This is a genomic window from Alkalispirochaeta americana, from assembly GCF_900156105.1.
GTDB lineage: Bacteria > Spirochaetota > Spirochaetia > DSM-27196 > Alkalispirochaetaceae > Alkalispirochaeta > Alkalispirochaeta americana.
In genome coordinates this window covers 188,975-210,160 of sequence record NZ_FTMS01000001.1, presented here as the reverse complement: position 1 = coordinate 210,160, position 21,186 = coordinate 188,975, and the positions used below count along the sequence as shown (strand labels likewise).

General features: G+C 61.0%; 17 protein-coding genes. 11 read left to right on the top strand and 6 right to left on the bottom strand.

Going from position 1 to position 21,186, the window contains the following annotated elements; all coding sequences use genetic code 11:
- Complete coding sequence (locus BW950_RS00900; protein WP_076487405.1) at positions 1 to 1,209, top strand: adenosine deaminase family protein; 1,209 nt, start codon at positions 1 to 3, stop codon at positions 1,207 to 1,209.
- A 12-nt stretch (positions 1,210 to 1,221) separates the two neighbouring features.
- On the opposite strand, the gene BW950_RS00895 is transcribed toward BW950_RS00900, so the two are convergent.
- The 4 genes from BW950_RS00895 to BW950_RS00880 form a co-directional block, all read right to left on the bottom strand.
- Positions 1,222 to 3,360 carry a formylglycine-generating enzyme family protein gene (locus BW950_RS00895; protein WP_076487404.1) on the bottom strand — a complete coding sequence of 713 codons (2,139 nt, stop codon included), beginning with the start codon at positions 3,358 to 3,360 and terminating at the stop codon, positions 1,222 to 1,224.
- A complete protein-coding gene (locus BW950_RS00890) occupies positions 3,357 to 4,391 on the bottom strand; it encodes a lipid II:glycine glycyltransferase FemX (RefSeq protein WP_234968993.1) in 1,035 nt (344 codons plus the stop codon). The genes BW950_RS00895 and BW950_RS00890 overlap by 4 nt, the downstream gene beginning before the upstream one ends.
- A gap of 7 nt (positions 4,392 to 4,398) precedes the next feature.
- Positions 4,399 to 6,717, bottom strand: coding sequence for a methionine--tRNA ligase (gene metG, locus BW950_RS00885; RefSeq protein WP_076487402.1), 2,319 nt, complete (start codon positions 6,715 to 6,717; stop codon positions 4,399 to 4,401).
- Between the two features lie 67 nt (positions 6,718 to 6,784).
- A complete protein-coding gene (locus tag BW950_RS00880; protein WP_159438695.1) occupies positions 6,785 to 7,828 on the bottom strand; it encodes a peptidylprolyl isomerase in 1,044 nt (347 codons plus the stop codon).
- Between the two features lie 176 nt (positions 7,829 to 8,004).
- On the opposite strand from BW950_RS00880, the gene hflK reads away from it, so the two are divergent.
- The 4 genes from hflK (at position 8,005) to BW950_RS00860 (ending at position 12,792) form a co-directional block, all read left to right on the top strand.
- On the top strand, positions 8,005 to 9,015 hold the full coding sequence (gene hflK, locus BW950_RS00875; protein ID WP_076487400.1) for an FtsH protease activity modulator HflK: 1,011 nt from the start codon (positions 8,005 to 8,007) through the stop codon (positions 9,013 to 9,015).
- Entirely contained in the window at positions 9,012 to 10,013 is a 1,002-nt protein-coding gene (gene hflC / locus BW950_RS00870; RefSeq protein WP_076487399.1) for a protease modulator HflC, read from the top strand. Before hflK ends, hflC begins: the two co-directional genes overlap by 4 nt.
- 78 nt (positions 10,014 to 10,091) lie before the next feature.
- Positions 10,092 to 11,645 carry a UDP-N-acetylmuramoyl-L-alanyl-D-glutamate--2,6-diaminopimelate ligase gene (locus BW950_RS00865; protein WP_159438694.1) on the top strand — a complete coding sequence of 518 codons (1,554 nt, stop codon included), beginning with the start codon at positions 10,092 to 10,094 and terminating at the stop codon, positions 11,643 to 11,645.
- 10 nt (positions 11,646 to 11,655) lie between these two features.
- Positions 11,656 to 12,792: a D-alanine--D-alanine ligase family protein gene (locus BW950_RS00860; RefSeq protein WP_076487398.1), complete on the top strand. Its 1,137-nt coding sequence runs from the start codon at positions 11,656 to 11,658 to the stop codon at positions 12,790 to 12,792.
- 37 nt (positions 12,793 to 12,829) lie between these two features.
- Here the strand turns inward: BW950_RS00860 and BW950_RS00855 are convergent, their stop codons facing one another.
- Positions 12,830 to 13,339, bottom strand: coding sequence for a nitroreductase family protein (locus tag BW950_RS00855; RefSeq protein ID WP_076487397.1), 510 nt, complete (start codon positions 13,337 to 13,339; stop codon positions 12,830 to 12,832).
- A 58-nt stretch (positions 13,340 to 13,397) separates the two neighbouring features.
- On the opposite strand from BW950_RS00855, the gene BW950_RS00850 reads away from it, so the two are divergent.
- Both BW950_RS00850 and dinB read left to right on the top strand, forming a co-directional pair.
- A complete protein-coding gene (locus tag BW950_RS00850) occupies positions 13,398 to 15,506 on the top strand; it encodes a hypothetical protein (protein ID WP_076487396.1) in 2,109 nt (702 codons plus the stop codon).
- Entirely contained in the window at positions 15,484 to 16,746 is a 1,263-nt protein-coding gene (dinB, locus tag BW950_RS00845) for a DNA polymerase IV (protein WP_076487395.1), read from the top strand. The genes BW950_RS00850 and dinB overlap by 23 nt, the downstream gene beginning before the upstream one ends.
- On the opposite strand, the gene BW950_RS00840 is transcribed toward dinB, so the two are convergent.
- Positions 16,743 to 17,270: a GAF domain-containing protein gene (locus BW950_RS00840; RefSeq protein WP_076487394.1), complete on the bottom strand. Its 528-nt coding sequence runs from the start codon at positions 17,268 to 17,270 to the stop codon at positions 16,743 to 16,745. The genes dinB and BW950_RS00840 overlap by 4 nt on opposite strands.
- Before the next feature lie 150 nt (positions 17,271 to 17,420).
- Between BW950_RS00840 and BW950_RS00835 the strand changes: the two genes are divergently transcribed.
- The 4 genes from BW950_RS00835 to BW950_RS00820 all read left to right on the top strand — a co-directional run bounded on the left by BW950_RS00835 (position 17,421) and on the right by BW950_RS00820 (position 21,158).
- The gene (locus BW950_RS00835) at positions 17,421 to 18,644 is read left to right on the top strand and encodes an LL-diaminopimelate aminotransferase (RefSeq protein WP_076487393.1); all 1,224 of its coding nucleotides are present in this window, start codon (positions 17,421 to 17,423) and stop codon (positions 18,642 to 18,644) included.
- A 14-nt stretch (positions 18,645 to 18,658) separates the two neighbouring features.
- A complete protein-coding gene (locus BW950_RS00830) occupies positions 18,659 to 19,159 on the top strand; it encodes a hypothetical protein (protein WP_076487392.1) in 501 nt (166 codons plus the stop codon).
- Between the two features lie 50 nt (positions 19,160 to 19,209).
- A complete protein-coding gene (cdd, locus tag BW950_RS00825; protein ID WP_234968992.1) occupies positions 19,210 to 19,665 on the top strand; it encodes a cytidine deaminase in 456 nt (151 codons plus the stop codon).
- A 176-nt stretch (positions 19,666 to 19,841) separates the two neighbouring features.
- A complete protein-coding gene (locus BW950_RS00820) occupies positions 19,842 to 21,158 on the top strand; it encodes a fibronectin type III domain-containing protein (RefSeq protein ID WP_076487391.1) in 1,317 nt (438 codons plus the stop codon).
- Positions 21,159 to 21,186 lie beyond the last annotated feature (28 nt).

Genomic DNA, 21,186 nt, shown 5'->3' with positions numbered 1-21,186 from the left:
ATGCAGCACTATCCAAAAGAGTTTATTCAGAGTATTCCCAAGACCGACCTTCACGTCCACCTCGATGGAAGCCTGCGGGAGCAGACCCTGATCGATATCGCCCGGGAGGAGAAGATAGAACTCCCTTCGTATACTCCCGAGGGGCTGAACGAGCTGGTCTTCAAACCTCATTACGAAAGCCTCGACGAATACCTGCGGGGATTCGGCCTGACCACAAAGGTGATGCAGCGGGCAGAACACCTCCAGCAGATCGCCTTCGAACTTGCCTGGGACAACGCCCGGGAAGGCGTGCGGCACCTGGAAGTGCGCTTTGCTCCCCAGCTGCACGTCACGGAGGAGCTCCCCTTTTCCCAGGTCATGCACGCCGTGGACGAAGGGTTGCGCCGGGCCCGGACAGAGATAAACGCCACCCTTCCCCCGGAAGAACCCGAGTTCGACTACGGCATCATCGTGATCGCCATGCGTTTTTTTGCACCCAACTTTTCCCGCTATTACCAGACCCTCAGCTCCGTCCACAGCTACTCAAGTCAGCAGGAGATCATTCAGATGGCCTCGAGGGAGCTGGCCCGGGCTACGGTAAAACTTCGAAACGAGACCGATCTGCAGATTGTCGGGTTCGATCTGGCAGGAAGCGAGTTCGGATACCCCGCCGGGGATCACGAGGAGGCCTTTGACTACGTTCACGAGCATTTCCTGAACAAAACCGTCCACGCCGGAGAAGCCTACGGACCCGAATCGATCTTCCAGGCCATAACAAAACTTCACGCCGACCGGATCGGCCATGGCCTTCGGCTCTTCAGCCCCGATCATATCCGGGATACCTCGATCGAGAACCCCGACGAATACGTGGAGCGTCTGATCGACTATATCGCCAACAACCGGACAACCATCGAGGTTTGCCTCACCAGCAACCTCCAGACGGCACCGGATATTCCTTCTGTCCAGGATCACTCCCTGAGAGAGATGCTGAAACACCGCCTCTCGGTGACGTTCTGCACCGACAACCGCCTTGTATCGCACACCACCGTGACCAAGGAGATAGAACTGGCCCTGGAGACCTTTTCAATTCCGCCAAAACAACTGAAGGATATCATCGTCTACGGCTTCAAACGATCCTTCTCGTACAAGCGCTACCCGGAAAAGCGGGAATACGTGCGTCGCGTCATTACCCGCTACGAAGAGCTGGAAAAGCAGTACGGAATTACCTGATCCCGCCGGAGATCATTGCACTTCCCCGGGAGGGTACTCTGCAGCCCCCCGGGCCGGGCGAACCCCGATGCTGTGGCTCGCCGCAGCAGGGGCGAAGGCCCCTCGCATTGTTGGACGCAACCCCTCCCGGGGAGTATTCCAGGCCCCACCGCGGACAACACGCAAGACTCTCCCGTAGAGATCGGGCGCGGGCTCCTCGGGGCCTGCGTAGTTTCGGGGCAGAGGAATTCCCCGCTCAGGGCTGTACCAGTCCCAGCACCATTCCCAGACATTCCCCAAAAGATCCTGAACCCCCGCCGGAGCGGCCCCGGTGAGAGCCCCCACAGGTGACGTGGGCCCCCCGGCCCGGGTGTACGGCGGCAAAGGATCTTCCCAGGCGTCGCCGCTGCGGAGAAAGTTGATGTTCCGAAGGTCCCGGGAGGAGAGCTCCCGGAAGACCACCAGCGGCTCCGCCCACCCTTCCCGGGGAAGACGTCTCCTGGCTGCTGCGGCCAGAGCCCACTCGGCCTCCGTGGGAAGGCGATACCCCGAAGCCCGGGGGTCCCAAAAAACCTCGTCCCCCCGTATCTCGTAGGCCTGGTCCCGCCCCTCGAGCAGCGAAAGACGATTCATGAGCCAGACCGCCCCGAACCAGGTGATTCCCACAGCAGGATGCGAGCGATATCCCGGCACAACGCCCAGACGGGATTCTCCCTGAGTGGCCCCCACCTCTTCCCTGAGTCCAAACTGGGAACCAAAGTCGAGTCCCTCCAGCGCCAGCAGAGGAACCTCCTGCCGGACCTCCACCAGACGCCCTCCAGAGAGGGAGAGTTCTCCCGACCGGAGGCCCTGGTTAAAAAGTTCCGCCACGGCCTCCACCGTGAGCGGCGTCCGGGCGACCCCCAAGGGGCCATCCAGCACCACCGGCACCTGGGGCATCTCGTCGGGGCGGGCCCCGGGGGTTCCCCGGGGAGCCCCCAGAAGCACCTGGGCCTCGGCGCCGGGATGAATCAGCGGCTCCAGGGCCGAGATCAGCAGGAGATGCTCTGTCTCGTGATAGTCGCTCCAGGGAGTAGGGGTTCCCCGAAGGTTCTCGCCGCGCAACCGCCAGCGCAGGGTTGCTCCGGCTCCTGCCGATGAGAAAAACTCCGCCTCCTCACCGGAAAAACGGTGACGACTCTCTTCGGTGATAACCAGCCCCTCGAGGCGGTGCTCCTCCGATTCCAGATAATACTCCAGGTGATACTGACTGGTACCGTCCACCCCGGCCCAAACCAGGGCCGGCCGGGACACAACGGTGCGATCGCCCGACCTGAGACCTGTGGAAACGGGAACACTCTCGGTCAGGTCATAGCGAATGAGACCAGCCTCGGACCAGGGGCCCCGAACTCCCCGGGGAGAGACGCTGCGCAGGCGCCAGGGAAACTCGCCTCCCCGGAGAAGCTCCCCGGAAGAGAGAATATCCCGGGAGGGACGGAGCGATACCTGGTCGTCCCCAGGCCCATCGCCGGGGACCAGGATCTCCCGTTCCCCTGCCAAAGAAATCTCCACCGCCGAAATTGCCTCGTCCCTGGCCCAGGAGAGGACCGGCCGGGGGTCTATCGTCAGAAGCTCTTCCTGAAGCCCCCCCGGTTGCGGCAGGGAGAGCTCAAAGGTAACGGTGAAGGGCTCCTTCACCGGCACCAGCGCCCCCTCCTGAAGTTCCAGAAAGGCCCCGACCCTGACAGGAGCCCCCTGGGGGACCCCTTCCAGGGGAAGCAGGAAGGATATCAACGGCGGGTTCTGATCGGCGAGCTCCAGGAGCTCCTTTCGCTTCTCGAAATCGCCGGCTATCACCCCCATGTCGGGATCAGGCTCCGTCCAGTTCAGCCGAAGGACCACCGCCTGGACCCTGCCGATGTCCAGAGTTCCCGGGGAAATCACCAGTCGGACCTCGTCGGTGGCGAGCTCCGTTCCATCGGCAGGAGCCTGGTGGAAATGCACCCCCCAGTCGACCAGCTCCGGGAGGATGTCTTCATCGGGAGCACTCCGGCACCCCGCAAGCATTCCCGCGAGCACCAGCCCCAGAGCGACCCCCCCCGGGAGCAGCCGCCCCGGGACACCTGGGAAAAACCACCGAAAAACCATCCGGAGCAGCCCCCTGCCGACGGGCCAACGGCGATAGCTCATCATGCCCCCGGTCTCCCGGCGGCAGCCCTGATCCGGCCGAGGCTTCCCTCCAGACCCTTGCGCAGCCCCTGGTAGTACCATCCCCGCACCCTCTCGGCGTTGCGGAAACACCAGGCGCGATGCTGGTGGAGAGGAAGGTCCCAGCATCCCGGCCGGTGGAGCAGTTCCCCCCCGAAGCCGGTCTTGAAGCGATACAGCCCGTGCATGGGATGAGCCGGGTCATCCGAGGGAGGGATCCCGAAGAGATCGTAGGACCGATCCCCCCGGGCCCGGGCCTGGCGAAGCGCCTCCCACTGCAACAGGTAGCTCGCCATGAGATTGCGTTTTATATCGGCTCCGGCACCGTAGAGGTAGGTCGAGGTCCCCTGCCAGGAAACCACCACGATTCCGCCGAGCAGATCCCCCTCGTGCCGGGCCTGATACAGCGTAAGACGCGGAGCCCCGTCCCGGCGGGATAACTCCAGAACCCGCCGGTAGTAACAGAAGGGATGAATAGTGATCCGGTCACGCCGGGCCGTATCCTGATAGAGCTCGTACCACAGCATCAGCTCCCGGTCTGCCCGGGAATCATCGGCTGTAAAGGCCTCTACCAGGACACCCCGGCGCTGGGCCAGGCGAATATTATAGCGGGTCTTTGATTTCATCCGCGAGAGCAGGGATTCTTCTTCGTCCTGAAGAGAGACCACCACCGTATCGGGGGGCTGGACGCGGACAGGAGCAGGACGAAGCCCTGCAGCCACAGCCTCGCTCCGATCAAAGTGATCAACCTGCCACGGCACGTCCCACCGCAGCAGATGGGGTCTCCCGGGGAGATCCTTCGCAGCCTCTCGCATGGACTGAACCACCTGCCCGATCGCTCCCGGCCCGGGAGGATCACCGGTCGCCCGGGAAAACCCGAAGGGAATGTATCCCAGCCTGAAAGGCCCCAGGGAACGGCAGAAGACCCGCGTCCCCTCGGTGGCGGTGGTCACGGACCAGCCGAACTCCTCCTTCAGCTCTCCCCACCAGGCAGTCTGCAGGAGCGATCCCGTCATGCCGGAGTCACCCCACCGATCCATGGGAGAGGCGGCTTGTTTTCAGGGGAGCCCCCCCGGCGTCCACCAGCGGTGTCTCGCCCACAAGAACCGCCCCGTCCACGGCACGAAGGGGAATCGCAAAGAAATCATCCACCTTCAGGCGTTTCAGAGAATCCTGGGGAGAGGCGTTCTGCTCCTGCCCCTGCAGAAGAATCCGGGACCCCGGCTCGACCCCTTCCAGGAAGAGCACATCCACAATCTCCTGGTCTCCCTCACCGGAGCTGGCGGCCAGAAGCATTCCCTCGCTTTTTACCCCCCGGAGCTTGGCTGGTTTCAGGTTTGCCACCACCACAATGGTCTTGCCCACCAACTCTTCCGTAGTATAGTGGCCGCGCAGACCGCTGACGATCGTCCGCCCCTCGGGGGTGCCATCGTCGAGCCGCTCGATATAGAGCTTGTCCGCCTCGGGGTGCTGCTCCACCTCCAGAATTTTTGCCGCCCGAAGCTCAACCTTTTCTGCAAACTGATCCTCAAGTCGTTCACTCACGGCATGATCCTTTCTGTTTTTGTCACTCTTCGCGCCGGTTTTGCCCTCCCGGGGAGAACCGGGCCCCTTCGCGTCTGCCTTCGTCGCGTCCCCGGCCTCACGGGCCCGCCGGGCACGATCGGCCTGGCTGCCGGAAAAACGGTCCCGCAACTCCTGGATCAGCTCGTCCGAAAGCTGTTCGAAGAGAATCTCGGGAGTGGCAATTCGGGAAAGCCCCCGGGGATCTCCCAGGGCAGTCCAGTTCCAGGCCCCCTCCGCAGACGCACCCAGGAGAGACCTGACCCGTTCTGCCGTAGCGGGCAGGTAGGGCTCGATCAGGATCGCCAGATCCCGCACCAGATAGACCAGATCGGCCAAAAGCAGATGGGTTCCCTCGGGGTCGGTCTTGCGGGTTTTCCAGGGCTCAGCCGCCTGAAAAACCCGGTTTCCGTAGCTGGAAAGCGCAAAGATCCGTCGCAGCCCCTCCCGGAGTCCGGCCCACTCCAGCTTCTCCGTTATCTCGGCCTCGCGCTGCCGGACCTCATCCCAGAAAGCCTGACGATCCTGTGATCCGGCGCTATCCAGGGACACCTCAGGAGGAAGAGTTCCGTCGAAGAAGCGCGCCAGAAAAGTGGTGGTGCGGTTCACCAGGTTCGCCAGGTTTCCAATCAGCTCACCGTTTACCTTTTCCTGGAAATCGTCCCAGGTAAAGGTGTAATCGCTGGTCTCGGGCCGGTTGTAGAAGAGGTAAAACCGCCACACATCGGCGGGGATACCCGTCTCCCGGGCATCGGTACCAAAGACACCGATGCCCTTGCTCTTGGAAAACTGCCCGCCCTCGTAGTTCAGGTACTCCGAAGAGCTCATGTGGTGCAGCATGGTCCAGTCCTCACCGCTCCCCAGAAGCGACGAGGGGAAGATCACCGTGTGGAAGGGAATATTATCTTTTCCGATAAACTGGAAGAGTTCCACCTCCCGGGGGTTCTTCCACCACTGCTCCCACTGGTCAGTCAGGGTGGCGGTGATCGAAATATACCCGATGGGAGCGTCGAACCATACGTAAAAAACCTTGTCTTCAAACCCCTCCAGGGGAACGGGGATTCCCCACTTGAGGTCCCGCGTTATCGCCCGCTCTTTCAGGCCATCCCGTATCCAGGCCTCGGTCATGCGAATTGCGTTGCGGGCCCAGCGGCCTCGCTCGCTCGCCTCGGACATCCATTGCTGGAGTTTCGGCAGGATCGCCGGGAGGTCAATGTAGAGATGCGTGGTCTCGCGGATCACCGGCCGTGTTCCGTCCATTACGCTCCGGGGTTCTATCAGGTCTGTCGGATCCAGCAGCGATCCGCATTCTTCGCACTGATCTCCCCGGGCATCGCCGTGACCGCACTTGGGGCACGTTCCCGCCACGTAGCGGTCGGCCAGAAACATCCGGGATTTCTCGCTGTAGAGCTGCTCGATGGTCCGCTCCCGAATATACCCCTGATCATGGAGATTGCGAAAAATTGACTGAACGATCGCAGTCTGTTCGGGCGTCGAGGTTCGGCCCCACTTGTCAAAAGAGATATGGAACCACTCATAAATTTCGGTATGAATCGCGTGATACCGCGTGCAGAGCTGCTCGGGGGATATTCCCTCCTCGCGAGCCCGGGTCTCGGTGGCGGTGCCGTACTCGTCGGTGCCGCAGACGTAGAGGGTCTCGTACCCCCGGGATCGGCAAAACCGGGCGAACACATCAGCCGAGAGGACCTGGATGAGATTTCCCAGGTGAGGAATATTGTTTACGTAGGGAAGTGCGCTGGTAATGAGGCGTTTTTTCATGACGCCTCACTATAGGGATTGCTCCCCCGGGTGGTCAACCATACCGGCCCCGGGGGAGAAGCAGGGATCAGTCGATCTGGACGAACTCTTCGATCTGCGCAGCCTCGCGCAGGGACGTGACGTAATTCCGGGCGGCCTCGTTCTGCAGATCTTCCAGGAGAAACTCCTCGATCTCGGGAAGCACATCGGTGAACGCGATGACCCGGCCAGGAATCCGTTCGGTCACCTGGACCAGATGGAAACCGAACTGGGTTTCCACGATATCCGAGAGTTCCCCGGCATCCAGGGAAAAGGCAGCCTCTTCGAAAGAGGGAACCATCTGACCCCGGCCAAAGGCCCCCAGCTCACCGCCCTCAGCCGAGCTGGGACAATCGCTGTATTCCCGGGCCATCTCTCCGAAATCAGCGCCGTCCAGGAGCTGTTGCCGGATCTCGCCAAGCCGGGACCGAAGCTGCTCCTTGTCTGCCCCCTCCTCAGCCGAGAGAAGGATATGGCGGGCGGCTACCTGTTCGGGGCGCTCGAAATAATCGGGATGAGCATCGTAGAACTCCCGAGCCGTCGCTTCGTCCACGGTCAGCCCCTCGAAAGCCCTGGTGTTAATCAGCGTCTCGATCGCAATCTGCCGCAGAACCTCGGCCTCAAAGAGATCCTCGGAAAACCCCTGCTGCTCCAGAGCTGCCCGGTAGGACTCCCGGTCGGGAAACTGACTCCGGAACTGCTCGAGGGCCTCGCTCAGCTGCTCGTCGGTGACCACAATCCCCTGCGTTTCGGCCTCGGTTTCCAGAACGGTGCGGGTAATCAGCCCGTCCAGGACTTGCCGTTCCAGCTCCCCCCGGCGATCCTGGGGAAACGATTGGTCATTATGCATCTCGAAACGGTAGATGTTGGTCTCCACCACATCGTCGAACTCTTCCCGGGAAATTCCCCGGCCGTTTACCCGAGCTGCCAGTTCATCCCGGGAAAGGCTTTTCTCTTCCCTGGTTTCTTCCTGGACTGCCGGGGCGGAAGTTTCCGCCTCCTGTTCCTTTTCCTGTCCTCCCCGCGCCCACAAGGGGAGCGTCAGGAGGAGGAACAATGCCGCCGTTATCGCGGTTATTCGTGTATGTTTCATTGTTATTCTCCTTCGTGTATCGTTGTACTCGTTGTAATCTCCCCAGTCCACCATAAATCGATGGAGTCTGTAAAGGAGCTTCCTTGACGCCCTTCCCTCGGCGGGCTACTGTGTGGGAGAGAACCAAACCATACCGATCCTGGATGCAGGGTCACAATCTTTAAGGAGCATTCGCTATGTCGGAACAGGACGACTCCACGCCCCGCTTTCCCTTTTCAATAAATGGAAAAGCGCTGGCGATCGTCGCAGTAGTAATCCTCCTCCTTGGCATGATCACCACAAGTTTTTTCGTGGTCGATCAGACAGAGGAGGCCGTAGTACTGCGGCTTGGCCGCTATCACCGGACAGCAGCCCCGGGCCTTCACTTCAAACTGCCCCTGGGGATGGAACAAAATTATAACGTACCAACCCAGGCAGTCCAGAATATGCAATTCGGCTTTCGCCTCCAGCAGCCGGGAGTAACATCGGTCATGTCCCAGCGTGACTACAAGGAAGAATCCCTCATGCTCACGGGGGATCTGAACATCGTCGATGTGGAGTGGATCATCCAGTACCGCATCACCAACCCCACGGACTGGCTCTTCAACGTGGAAGACCAGGAGCGGACGATCCGGGATATCTCGCAGTCCACAGTAAACCGCCTCGTGGGAGATAGGGCGATCATCGACGTCCTGAGTGACGAACGCCCTGCAATCGAACTGTTCGCCCAGGATCAAATGAACGATGTCTTCCAGGGCTACAACCTGGGTGTAACCGTCACGGCCGTGCGCCTCCAGAACATCGTACCTCCTTCGGGACGGGTTCAGGACGCCTTCGAGGATGTGAACCGGGCGATCCAGGACATGAACCGCCTGATCAACGAGGGCCGTGAGGCCTATAACCGGGAAATTCCCCGAGCCCGGGGTGAAGCAGAACAGATGGTGCAGATTGCCCGGGGCTACGCTGCAGAGCGGGTCAACCGTGCCCGGGGAGACGCATCGCGCTTTGTAAACGTCCTGAGGGAGTACCGCAACGATCCCCGCACAACCAGAACCCGTCTCTACTACGAGATGGTGGAGGACGTCTTCATACCCGATGATTCGTCTCAGGAGCCGGAACGGCCTGAGCTGATCGATCGCAATCTGTCAAACTTCATTCCTCTGTTGAACATGCAGCGCCAGGGTCTCACCACGGGAGGTGCCCGATGAAAAAGATATCATCAATCCTCACGGTACTCCTCGTAGCGGGTATCTTTCTTGTGATCCTGGGCCCCTTCTATATCGTCCCCGAAGGACGTCAGGCCCTGATCATCCGTTTTGGCCAGATCGTAAAAGTCACCCAGGATGCAGGCCTTCACCTGAAGACCCCCGTGATCGACCAGGTAGTCCCCTACTCGGCACGGATCCTTTCCTGGGACGGCGAGGCCCGGCGAATGCCCACCTCGGAAAACCAGTTTATCTGGGTAGACACCACGGCGCGCTGGGTCATTCAGGACCCGGACCTCTTCTACCGGGCCGTCACCACCATGGAGCGAGCCTATTCGCGTCTGAACGACGTGATCGAGAGCGCCGTGCGTACGGTAATCTCGGGGCACTCCCTGGAAGAGGCGGTGCGTGATTCAAACGTGATCAACGAGATCGTCCGGTCCCAGCCCATGCCCTCCCAGGCGGAACTGGCAGCCGAAGACGGCGACGACCGACGCCTGCGTGAGATTACCAACCTCCTGGCGGTGGTGGAAAATCAGCCCAACATTTCCATAGGCCGCCAGGCTCTCTCGGAAGTCATGCTCACCCGGGCCAACGAGACCGCCCAGGAGATGGGCATCGAGATCAAGGATATCGTCATTCGCCAGATCCGCTATTCGGCGGACCTCACGGAAAGCGTGTACGAACGGATGGTCTCGGAACGACGGCAGATCGCCGAAGCCTACCGCTCCTACGGCGAGGGCCGCAAGCAGGAGCTTCTGGGACAGCGGGACAACGAGCGCCGATCGATCATCTCCGAGGCCTACGAACGGGCCGAGACGATCCGGGGAACATCCGATGCCGAAGCGGCAACGATCTATACCAATGCCTACCGGCAAGATCCGGAGTTCTTTGCGTTCTGGAGGGCTATCGAGTCCTACCGGAAGACGATGCCTCAGTTCCGCAAGACCCTCAGCACCGATATGGACTATTTCAACTTTCTTTACAGCGAAGAAGGCTAGTCTTCTCTCGGGGAAGCCTCCTTCGGGAGGCCCCCGGGATGGTTGCCTTGACCCACCGCAATTGCTACCATGCGGGCCATGGCTGAAATGCATCTCTCCAGGTTGGCCAAGTGCCTTCCCACTGTCGCTTCCCACGGTTCCGGCGATCCCCTGATCCGCCGTCTTGTCTATGATTCCCGCCAGGCCGGCCCGGATAGCGCCTTCGTGGCACTTCCCGGCATTCACGTGGACGGGCACGATTTCATCACCCCGGCGATCGCCGCAGGAGCACGGGCAATTTTCTGCGAAGTACTGCCCGATGTGCTGGAACCCGAAGCAGTCTATATTCAGGTCACCGATAGTCGCCACGCCCTGAGCACCCTGGCGGCCCGGCTGTACAATAACCCCTCCCGGGAGATTCCCCTCATAGGAGTCACCGGCACCGACGGAAAAAGCACCACCACCTGGCTGATCGATCAAATTTTGACGCAACAGGATCTGGAATCGGGCTTTATCTCCACAGTCCTGATCAAGCGGGATATCCGGCCCGAAAAAAACAGCTTTCGCCAGTCCACGCCGGAAGCTCCCGAGATTCAAAGCTTTCTTCGGGAGATGATCGACAACGGCAAGGAGGTAGCCGTGGTGGAGGCCACCTCTCACGGCCTGAGCGAGCGAACCTCCCGGCTTCGGGATGTCCAGTTCCACGCGGCGGTTCTCACCAACATCAACCACGAACACCTGGAGTTCCACGGAAGTTTCGAACAGTACCGCAGCGACAAGGCAAACCTCTTCCGGGCGCTGGACCGCAGCGCAAAACGCATCGGCGATTCCGACTGGCCCATCTTCGGCGTGATCAACGCCAACGACCCCAACGCCTACTATTTCCGCAATGCCACCCGGCAGGAAGTCATATCCTACGGAGTGGAGAATCCCGAAGCGGACCTCATTGCCACCGATCTGGAGTCCACCGCCGAGGAGACCCGCTGCGTCGTTCACTGGAACAGGGAGGCCCGGGAGGTCACCATCCCCTTTCCGGGACGGTTCAACGTGGACAACGTCCTGGCAGCCGTTCTCACGGCGGCCCATCTCCTCGACCGAAACCCCCTGGATCTCTTCGATGTCCTGAAAAGGATCAAGCCCCTGCCCGGACGGATGCAGATCGTCTCCCGGGAGACGCCATTTCTCCCCATCGTTGACTACGCCCACACACCGGGAGCCTTCGAAACGGTTCTGCCCATGATGAAGGACTTCACCCGAAACCGGCTCATCGTGGTCTTTGGATCGGCAGGAGAACGGGACCGGGAAAAGCGTCCCATGCAGGGAGAGATCGCGGCCCGCCATGCCCAGGTAGTCATTCTCACCGATGAAGACCCCCGGGGAGAAGATTCCTGGTCAATTCTGGAAGAAATCGCCCAAGGGTGCGACCGGGCAGACCCATCCATCCGCAGTGAGGGACGGCTCATCCTGGAGCCGGACCGGCGCACGGCCATACGCCGGGCCCTGGAGCTGGCCGAACCAGGAGACACCCTCCTCTTTCTCGGCAAGGGCCACGAAGCGTCGATCATCTACGCCGACCGAGTTGCCCCCTGGGACGAGGCTGCCGTGGTAGCCCAGGAGCTGGAAGCAGCTCTCCAGAAGAGTTGCACCCCATGAGGCGTGTTCCATGAATGTAGTCGTTCTCTATGGGGGCCAGTCCCAGGAGCACCAGGTTTCGCTGATCTCAGCAGCAGGAGTGATCCGGGAGCTGGAGAAAATGCCCGACGTCTCCCTGAGCCTGGCAGGCATCACCCTCGAGGGCCGGTGGTTCCTCCAGGACAAGACCGAGCAACTCCGGTGCGCCCGGGAGACGGGTGCTCTCACGATCATCCCGGACCCTGAAAGCGCCCTTGCCCTGCACCCCGGGGAGGGAATCGTTGATACCTCAGGCACGGTTCTTCCCGTAGACTGCGTTTTCCCCGTCCTTCACGGAGCCTACGGCGAAGACGGCACGATCCAGGGCCTCCTGGAAATGTGCCACCTTCCCTACGTGGGGAGCGGAGTTACCGGGAGCGCCCTGGGCATGGACAAGGTGCGGGCAAAGCAGATCTGGGAACAGAACAACCTTCCCGTGGTGCCCTATATCACCGTGACCGACGCCATCACTGTGAACCAGGCCCCTTCAGGAAAGAACCCTGGGCCAGACGCTCTTTCCCAAATAACCCAAACTGCGACAGAGCGGATCATCGGAACCTTCGGATTTCCGGTATTTGTGAAGCCCAACGCCGCGGGATCCAGCGTCGGCATCACCCGCGTGGAGGATTCTGCGCACCTGGGAGCGGCGCTGAAACGGGCCTTTCGAGTGGACGCCACGGTCCTGATCGAGCAGGCCCTGACGGTGCGGGAAATAGAGACCGCTGTCCTGGGAAACTCCGATCCCCGGACCTTTCCCTCCGGCGAGGTGATCCCCTCGCACCAGTTCTACGACTATGAGGCGAAATACACCGACCCTGCAGGAGCGGCGCTGAAGATTCCGGCTGATCTGGACCCGGCCCTGGCCAGGGAAATTGAGGAACTCTCCCGACAAGCCTTTCTTGCCGTGGGCGCCGCCGGACTCGCCCGGGTTGACTGCTTTCTGCACCGCGAGACCCGGCAGATCTACCTGAACGAGATCAATACCCTCCCCGGCTTTACCCCGATCAGCATGTATCCCAAGATGGTCCAGGAGGGAGGGGTCACCTACGCAGAACTGCTGCGCGAACTTCTCACCCTCGCCCTGGAACGGGACCGCCATCGCTCAATGCGGGATTATCAAGCCCGGTAGTATCCGATAGCACCCGATAGCACCGATTGCGGCGAGACTACCAGTGCTCGTACCCCACCACTCGTTCCGGAGGAAACCGGGGTGTTAACTCACCCCTCTCTCCGGGAACACCCACGGCCAGCAACATCACCACCCGCATCTTGTGGGGGACACTGAGAAGCACCTTGACATCGGCCTCCTGAAAAGTGGTTATCGGACAGGAGCCGAGCCCCTCGTGCTCCGCCTGGAGCATCATGAAGGCCGAGGCGATTCCGATATCCACGGGGTGGCTGGGCTGGTTGTTAGGCATGATGTAATCGACGTTGGTGGTACAGAGGGCAAAGACCGCGCCGGCCTGCTCCACCTGTTCCTGGCCAAAGGAGGCCTCGGCGAGCTTCCCTTTTTTCTCCCGGTCGGTCACCACGATGAAGCGCCAGGTCTGCCGGTTTTTTGCCGACGGAGCCCGCCGTCCCGCCTCCAGAATCCGGTTGATCGCATCGCCCGCCAGAGCCTCCGGTTTATAGACGCGAATACTGCGGCGATGGGCGATTTCCGGAAGCATTTCCATGGTTCCTCCTCCTTGACCCAAGGGACCTCCCCTCCCTATGCTCGGGGTATAGATCGTCATGAGCCGTAACCGAATCTTTCTGAGTGTATCAATCCTTCTCGCTTTTTCCCACCCCTCCGGGGCACTCCCGGGGACTGCCACCGGGGCAGCCCGGGATGAGGCATCCCGGTTGCACCATATTTTTCCCGAGGCAGAGGTTCAGGAGGTCCTTCTGCCCGATCAAACGGGAGGCCCCAGCTTCCACCAGGACTACCTGATCTCCCGGGGAGACGACCCCCTGTTGCTGGTAGTGGTGGCCCATCCCGGTGACGAAGAGCTTCTGCTGCACCTCTCGCATCTGGCCGATTCCCGTCTCGCCCTGCTCCTGACAGCCCCTCGTCACAAGGCGGGCGACGGCGGACGGATCGCCGCAGGGCTGCCCCAGGTCGCCCCCGATATTCCTCGCATCTTCCTTGCTCCGGGCCCTTCCACGGAGTGGCGCGTAGCCGTTCCGGGCGGGGCAGCCCCCCTTTGGCTCGTACAGGCGATCACGGCAGCTGATTTCTCCGGACTCAACACAGCCCAGCTGAACGCAGCCCGCCTCGGCTACGGCCTGGCCGATCCCCCCCTCGACAACGCCCTCCGGGAGGGAGTTCCGGCAGCACGACTCTTTCTGGAAACTCCCCGGGATCTCTCCCGGACAATTCCTCCCCTGCTCGACCATCTCCAGAGCTCCCGGGAAGCCTTCCGGCAACAGGACATCAACTACCTGATCCTTCCTCTGCCCCGTCCCGTGATCATCGACGAATTCACCCTGGTGCGAATCCTCGTGGGACTTGCCCTGGTGCTGCTGCTCTACTCCGTGAGCTTTCCCCGCCGGACACTCCATTATCTCAGGTCCATGGGACATAACATGCCGGCGATTTTTGTCAGCCTCCTGGTGATTCTGGGGAGTCTCGTGGCTGCAAACCTGGCAATCCGTGCCATCCTGAGACTCTTCCCCCACCCTCCGCCACCAACAATTCTGGTGGCAGGCAAAATTTCGGCGGTCTGTACCGCCCTGGGGATCATGGCCACCACCCTGCGACATCGCCTTCGCCGTGCCACGGCGGTCTATTCCGGCACAGCCGTGCTCCTTCTCCTGGTGGGAGCAATCGCTTCGGGACTGACCAGCCTGGTGATGGGAGCCTATTTCACGGTAAGTTTCTTTTTTGGTGTCCTCTTCAGCCTGGGCCACCGGGCCTGGATCAAGATGGTCACCCTCATTTTTGCCCTTACCCCCCTGGTCTACCTGATCGCCGTCCTGACCCCCGCAGCAGACCTCCCCATGATCACCGCGCTCCTCACGCCGCCCCTCTACCGGGAAGCTCTCACAGCGGCGATTCTTCTGCCAGCGCTTCTCATGTTCTTCCGCCTTGACGCGATCGCCTCCCGGATTCCTCTGGTACCGCTTCTGACCATGACCGCCACGGTGGGCCTCGCCCTTACAGCGGCGACAATGATCACGCATTTCCAGAAGGATCTGCCCCTGCCCCTCAGGGTGACCGAAGAGTTCTCCCTGGGGCAGGAGCTTTCCGGACCTGGCCATCCCGATGGAGAGCTCTCTCTGACGGGGCATCGTAGCATCACCTCCGGGAACAGGAGGATCTCCTCGGAGGTAACGATCCTTGTTGCTGGAGAGGAGCCGATCCGATGCAAAGAGATCCCTTGTCAGGAGGATCTATTCTCCGGGCCTGCACCGCCGCTCCAACTGCACACAGAGACATCCCGTCTCCTGGACCGCCACTCCCTCCACTGGTCCGTGGAGTTCCAGGAATCGGCCGAAACCCTGGACATATCCTTTGAAGCAAACCAGCCGATACAGCTCTATGCCTCGGATCATCCCATGAAGGAACCTGTCGGCAGTCGTCACGCCCATTTCTCCGTGCAAACCGGCCCACTTCCTCCCCAGCGAACCCGGGGAACGCTGGTATTCCGCGCCGATACCCTGCCGGTGACAATCACCACCACAGCAACAAGCAGCTTCTCCCTTCCTGCGTCGATTCTGGAGGATTCCTTTTATCTTTCCCCGGACTCCCGCAGCATAAGCGGCACGAGTACCGCAGGCAGTACCGGCACCGGGAACCTGATCAACCGGGACCGGATAACCCGGAAATGGACCCTTTATGAGCGAGCGACCCTGGAGTAGCGACACCACCCCCGCCGAGGGCCAGCCCCCCCGAGAAAAACTCTTCTTTCATGTCGATATGGATGCCTTCTTCGCCTCGGTGGAGCAGTTGGACAACCCCGCGTTCCGGGGAAAGCCCCTTCTGGTGGGCGGCAGAAACAAGCGGGGTGTGGTGGCCGCCTGCAGCTACGAGGCCCGACGCTTCGGCATCCACAGCGCCATGCCCATGCAACAGGCCCTGAAACGATGCCCCCAGGCGATCGTGGCAGCCAGCAGAATGGAGCGATACCGCCAGATCTCCCGGGAGATCACCAGCCGCTTCGAAAACTATTCTCCCCGGGTACAAATCGTCTCCATCGACGAAGCCTTCCTGGAGATGACCGGCACGGAACGACTCCTGGGCCCTCCCGAGAAGATCGCCCGGAGGCTGAAGGAGGAGATCCGCACCGCCACAGGACTGACCATCTCCGTCGGCATTGGCCCCTCACGACTCATTGCAAAACTGGCGAGCGATGTGGACAAGCCCGACGGGCTCTACCGCGTCTTTCCGGGAGAAGAAGCCCGCTTTGTGGCGAGCCTGAAGCTGAAAGATCTCTGGGGCCTGGGCGCGGTCACCCGGCGCCGGCTGGAACAGCTGGGGATCAATACCGTTGTGGCCCTGAGAGAACAGCGGGCAGAGTTCCTCCGGGGCCATTTTGGAGCTTCTACAGGAGAGTTCCTCTACCTGCTCTGCCGTGGCCAGGACCCGGGCATCCACGAAGGCCTCCACGAGCGACACAGCATCTCGGCAGAACGCACCTTTCCTGAGGACATCGCTGATCCGGTGCTCCTGAAGCAGCATCTCCTGGCAATGGCCGAAGAGGTGATCCAGCGCTCTCTTCAGGAAGACTGGCGCGGCCCCACAGTGCAGGTAAAGCTCCGTTTCCCCTCCTTCGAGACGCACTCCGCCTCCCGCACCCTGACCGATCCCCCCGAGGGAACCCGGAAACTTGCCACCGTAGCCTGGCAACTCCTGGAGAAACGACGGGAGGGAAAACCCCTGCGGCTTCTGGGGGTGGGAATCGCCGGAGAAGCCCGCAGGAACTCCTGGACCGAACCCCTTCAGCAGGACCTCTTTCCCCGGGAAACCCGGGACCGGGATTCCCGGGAAGACGCCCTGGACCCCACAATCCGCCAACTTCGCGACCGATTCGGAAACGGATCGATCCAGCGAGGCCTCTGGATGAAAACCTCACGGGAAGAAGAAGAGGAATCCCCCTAGCCGACGGAAGGGACCCTCGGAACAAAGGGAGCCATTTCAAGGGCCAGATCCTGAAGAAACCGCTGGTCCTCCCCGGAAAAGGCTCCCGGCCTGTGGGAATCAATATCGATCTCGCCGATCACCACCCCCTCCCGATCCGAACCGGGAGGCCCGAATATCGGCACCACAATCTCGCTACGGACACTGAGACTACAGGCAAGATAATTCTCCTGGGCGGAAACATCGTCCACCAGGAACGTCTCTGCCCGTTCCGCCGCCTGCCCGCAGATACCCCGCCCGTAGGGAATCCGCACATGCTCCGTGGGAGACCCCGAGAAAGGCCCCAGCACCAGCATCCGTTCTTCGGGAACAGCGATATACAAACCGAACCAGTCGTAATGGGAAACCTCCCGTCTCAAAAGATCACAGACCAGTTGCAGCCCCGCCTGCCTCGGCGCCCCCCGAAGCAACTCCTGACGGCACGCCTGGAAGAGGACCCCATAGTCGACCGTGGCTCGTGAGGGCTCCCGCTCTTTTTCTCTCATTATTGCATCCTCTTCATGATCGTCGTCTTCTCACGGCTCTGCGAGGATTCGCGGCCGCACCCTTTTCATGACCGTTACTATCGCGTATTTTATCTACCGGAGACAAGAACCGGAGACAAGAACCGGGACGAAAACTGGAGACAAACAAAGATGATACAAATTAACGAACACTATCAGAAACTCGCCGCATCCTACCTCTTTGTGGATATAGCCAAAAGCATCCGGGCCCACCAGGAGGCACACCCGGAACAGGACATAATCAAGCTCGGAATCGGCGATGTAACTCGTCCACTGCCAGCCGCTACCCTGGAGGCACTCCACACAGCCATAGACGAGATGGCATCACCCGACACCTTTCGCGGATACGGACCGGAACAGGGCTACGATTTTCTTCGGGAGGCGATCGCCCGTGAGGACTTCCAGAGCAGGGGGGTAGCGATCTCTCCCGACGACGTCTTTGTGAGCGACGGATCCAAATGCGACACCGGAAATATCCAGGAGCTTTTTTCGCCTGACCTGCGCGTGGCCGTGCCGGACCCGGTCTATCCGGTCTACGTCGATACCAACGTTATGGCGGGACGCACAGGAGTATTCGAGAACGGTCGCTACCAGGGACTCACCTACCTGGCAGGCACGAAAGAAAACGGTTTTGTACCACCTCCGCCCAAAGAAGAGGTGGACCTGATCTATCTCTGCTTCCCCAACAACCCCACGGGAGCAACCGCCACGCGGGAACAACTCGCTGCATACGTGGAATACGCCCGGAAACACCAAGCCCTCATCCTCTTTGATGCCGCCTACGTCTCCTTCATCAGGGACCCCGATCTGCCTCACTCGATCTTTGAGATACCCGGAGCCGAAACCTGCGCCGTGGAGTTTCGCAGCTTCTCCAAAACGGCAGGTTTCACGGGCCTCCGCTGTGCCTATACCGTCATCCCCCCCACGGTTCAGGCCTGGACAAGCAACGGCACCCCCGTGGCCGTGCGGGATCTCTGGGCCCGCCGCCAGACCACCAAGTTTAACGGAGCCTCCTACCCCATACAGCGCGCTGCCGGAGCGATCTACACCCCCCGGGGCACGGAAGAGGTCCGATCCCTCACAGACTACTACCTGGAAAACGCCCGGATCATCCGTCAGGGGCTGGACCAGGCAGGATTCAACAGCTACGGCGGAAAAAACGCGCCCTATGTCTGGGTGGATGCTCAGCGCCCCTCGTGGGAACTGTTCCATCTACTCCTGGAGAAAGCCGGTGTGGTCACAACCCCGGGAGCAGGTTTCGGAGCGGCCGGAGAAGGCTATATTCGCATCAGCGCCTTTAACGATCGGGAAAAGGTCGAGCGGGCCATGGAACGAATCCAGGCAGCCCTGAAATAGAACAGGGAAAAGCCATGGCCATCTTTCCCTCCTCCCGGGAGGTTGCACATTTTTCCACCTTTATTCCCCGGGGTGGCCTCGCCCTGGCGGCGGGCCCCGTCCCCGGGGCGCTTCGCCGGGCTGTTCGCCGTCAACAGGGACGGATGGTCCTCATGGAAGCAGAACACCTCCAGGAACCATCCCCGGTGGATCGGGAAATCTCCCGGCAGGGAATTCCCGATTTTCTCTCGGTTCATTACCAGAACGAGGAAGATGAGATCCTGGCAGGACTCTCCCGGGCGGTCAGGTCGGTGCGAATCTGCTTCAATCCGGAAGACCCCGATGTCATGCTCCGGGCAATTCTCCGACTGGAACGACTTGGCCCATACCGCCATAATTTTTCCCTCGACGAGACCCACCGGCTGGTGCTATCCCGTTCCTGGTGGAGCCGGCAGGAACTTCTGCAGTATCTCCAGGAGATTCCCCGCCAGGGGCCCCGGGGCTATGTCTATTCCACCATCCTTCCCGGCCAATAGGCGGTGCCCAAGGCCGGAAAATTCCCGGCGCCGGGAAAGGCCCCGGAGCCATGAAAACCGAAGAAAACATTGCACCCTTTCACCCCGGACGATACAATACCCTTCCTATGGACGAACAGGAACAACTCTTTCACAAGGCCCTGGAGGCCCGTCAGAAGGCCTACACGCCCTACTCGGGCTTCAAGGTAGGAGCAGCCCTTCTGCTGGACAACCCCCGGGATATCATCACAGGGTGCAACGTGGAAAACGCCAGCTACGGCGCCACGGTCTGTGCAGAGCGAAACGCCCTCTTCACCGCCATCGCCCGCTACGGCACCATTTCTGTTGCCCGGATTATGGTAGTCACCGATGCCTCCCCCCCGGCGGTGCCCTGCGCCCTCTGCCTCCAGGTAATCCAGGAGTTTTGCCCTCCCTCCACGCCGATCCATCTGGCAAGTCTCCAGGGAATAGAGCGGACCCTCACCCTGGGAGAACTTCTCCCCCATCCCTTCTCGTCCTTTTCCTGAAGGGGGGCATCATCCGGAAGGAGCCATCGTCCTGAAGGGTCATCTGGTTTTTGAACGGGGCGTGAGCTCCCGATTGATCCGTTTCCCGGGCGATCGCACCTCCGGAAGCCTTTTACACCCTTCCGGGGCTACGGAAGGGGCGCGTCCATGCCGATGACTAGACAAGGGAGGAGTGCATGAATCGAAGGACATCCCGGTTTTTTCTTATCTTCATGATCGCCGTTGCGGTTACAGGACCATCTCCCCTCCAGGGAGAAACTCAGCCCGGGGAAACCCCTCCCAGGGAGCAGACGGACGAAGCGAGGCAGGAGGTCTTTGCCCCCTTTGTATCACGGCTTCGCGTTGCCCTTCGGGACCCCCAGATCCGCCTCACCTGGAGAGATTCCCAGGATCTCCCTGGCGGAACCTATCGCATCTACCGCCACACCCGGGAAATCACCCCTGAGACCTTTCCCGGAGCTCAACACCTTCACACCACATACCCGGGAGTGGAGACCTATCTCGATACCCCTCCCGAGGTGGGATCCTATTTCTACGCCGTGGTAGCGGTAGACAGCGAGGACCAGGAGTTTCCCGTCTTTGTTCCCTTCCGGAACAAGACAATTCGCCCCGTGAAGGTCTCCCGACTCGATACCGAAGAAGACCGGGCTGCCCGCGTCTACGATCTGGTGGCCCAGCCCCAGGACACGGTGGTGGTTCTCCGGTTCACCCCCTCCCGGGGAGGCCGGGAGCTGGCGATCTACCGCAGCCTGAAGCCCCTGACCGACGACACAGCCCTGGCAGAAGCAACCTTGCTGGAACGCATCGACAGCGATACCCGACGGTTCGTTGACCACGCCATCCCCGGTGTAGCCTACTATTACGGGGTCTTCGACACCTCTCTCGTCGAGAGAGGGTCCGTGGAGATCGTTCCCGGATCGAACGTACTCCGGGAGTCTACAGAAATACCCCTCCGGGGAACCATCCACTCCCACCTTCGGCTGACAAGCCCTCCCAAACGCCCCGCCCCGCTACCGATGCTGGAACTGTCCAGCGAGGCTGTCCCGGGAAGCCATCGGCTGATCGTTCGGGACATCCCCTATCAGGGACAGCCCCAGGAGTTGCACCCCGAAACCCGGCGCAGCCTGGCACGCCTTCTGGAAGATGCCCCCCGGGACCAGCTCTTCAACCCGATCCCCCGGATTCTTCCCCAGGAGCGCGATTCCGCAACAGAAGGGACGGAGCGAACGGTGGCACAGGTTATCACTGGCCATTTCGAGAAGGGGGACTACGCCCGCACCACGGAACTCCTGCGAAATATTCTGGAACTCCCCTTGAGCCAGGATCTTGAGCACCGGGTACGGTTTTATTTGGGACAAGCCCTCTACTTTGACGGGCGCCGGGAACCGGCCTTCGCGGAGTTTCTTCTGGCAGCCCGGGGGCCGCTCTCCCAGGAAGTCCGGCCCTGGACTGAAGGAATCCTCCAGCGGAGAACCTTCCAGGGAGGCTCCTGAAGAGCACCCCACAGGCCAGGCACCGCTC

What these genes read in the sequence shown, in the direction of transcription:
- BW950_RS00900 (WP_076487405.1), top strand. Translation starts at nt 1, where the DNA reads ATGCAGCACTATCCAAAAGAGTTTATTCAGAGTATTCCCAAGACCGAC.
- BW950_RS00895 (WP_076487404.1), bottom strand. Translation starts at nt 3,360, where the DNA reads ATGATGAGCTATCGCCGTTGGCCCGTCGGCAGGGGGCTGCTCCGGATG.
- BW950_RS00890 (WP_234968993.1), bottom strand. Translation starts at nt 4,391, where the DNA reads ATGACGGGATCGCTCCTGCAGACTGCCTGGTGGGGAGAGCTGAAGGAG.
- metG (WP_076487402.1), bottom strand. Translation starts at nt 6,717, where the DNA reads ATGAAAAAACGCCTCATTACCAGCGCACTTCCCTACGTAAACAATATT.
- BW950_RS00880 (WP_159438695.1), bottom strand. Translation starts at nt 7,828, where the DNA reads ATGAAACATACACGAATAACCGCGATAACGGCGGCATTGTTCCTCCTC.
- hflK (WP_076487400.1), top strand. Translation starts at nt 8,005, where the DNA reads ATGTCGGAACAGGACGACTCCACGCCCCGCTTTCCCTTTTCAATAAAT.
- hflC (WP_076487399.1), top strand. Translation starts at nt 9,012, where the DNA reads ATGAAAAAGATATCATCAATCCTCACGGTACTCCTCGTAGCGGGTATC.
- BW950_RS00865 (WP_159438694.1), top strand. Translation starts at nt 10,092, where the DNA reads ATGGCTGAAATGCATCTCTCCAGGTTGGCCAAGTGCCTTCCCACTGTC.
- BW950_RS00860 (WP_076487398.1), top strand. Translation starts at nt 11,656, where the DNA reads ATGAATGTAGTCGTTCTCTATGGGGGCCAGTCCCAGGAGCACCAGGTT.
- BW950_RS00855 (WP_076487397.1), bottom strand. Translation starts at nt 13,339, where the DNA reads ATGGAAATGCTTCCGGAAATCGCCCATCGCCGCAGTATTCGCGTCTAT.
- BW950_RS00850 (WP_076487396.1), top strand. Translation starts at nt 13,398, where the DNA reads ATGAGCCGTAACCGAATCTTTCTGAGTGTATCAATCCTTCTCGCTTTT.
- dinB (WP_076487395.1), top strand. Translation starts at nt 15,484, where the DNA reads ATGAGCGAGCGACCCTGGAGTAGCGACACCACCCCCGCCGAGGGCCAG.
- BW950_RS00840 (WP_076487394.1), bottom strand. Translation starts at nt 17,270, where the DNA reads ATGAGAGAAAAAGAGCGGGAGCCCTCACGAGCCACGGTCGACTATGGG.
- BW950_RS00835 (WP_076487393.1), top strand. Translation starts at nt 17,421, where the DNA reads ATGATACAAATTAACGAACACTATCAGAAACTCGCCGCATCCTACCTC.
- BW950_RS00830 (WP_076487392.1), top strand. Translation starts at nt 18,659, where the DNA reads ATGGCCATCTTTCCCTCCTCCCGGGAGGTTGCACATTTTTCCACCTTT.
- cdd (WP_234968992.1), top strand. Translation starts at nt 19,210, where the DNA reads ATGAAAACCGAAGAAAACATTGCACCCTTTCACCCCGGACGATACAAT.
- BW950_RS00820 (WP_076487391.1), top strand. Translation starts at nt 19,842, where the DNA reads ATGAATCGAAGGACATCCCGGTTTTTTCTTATCTTCATGATCGCCGTT.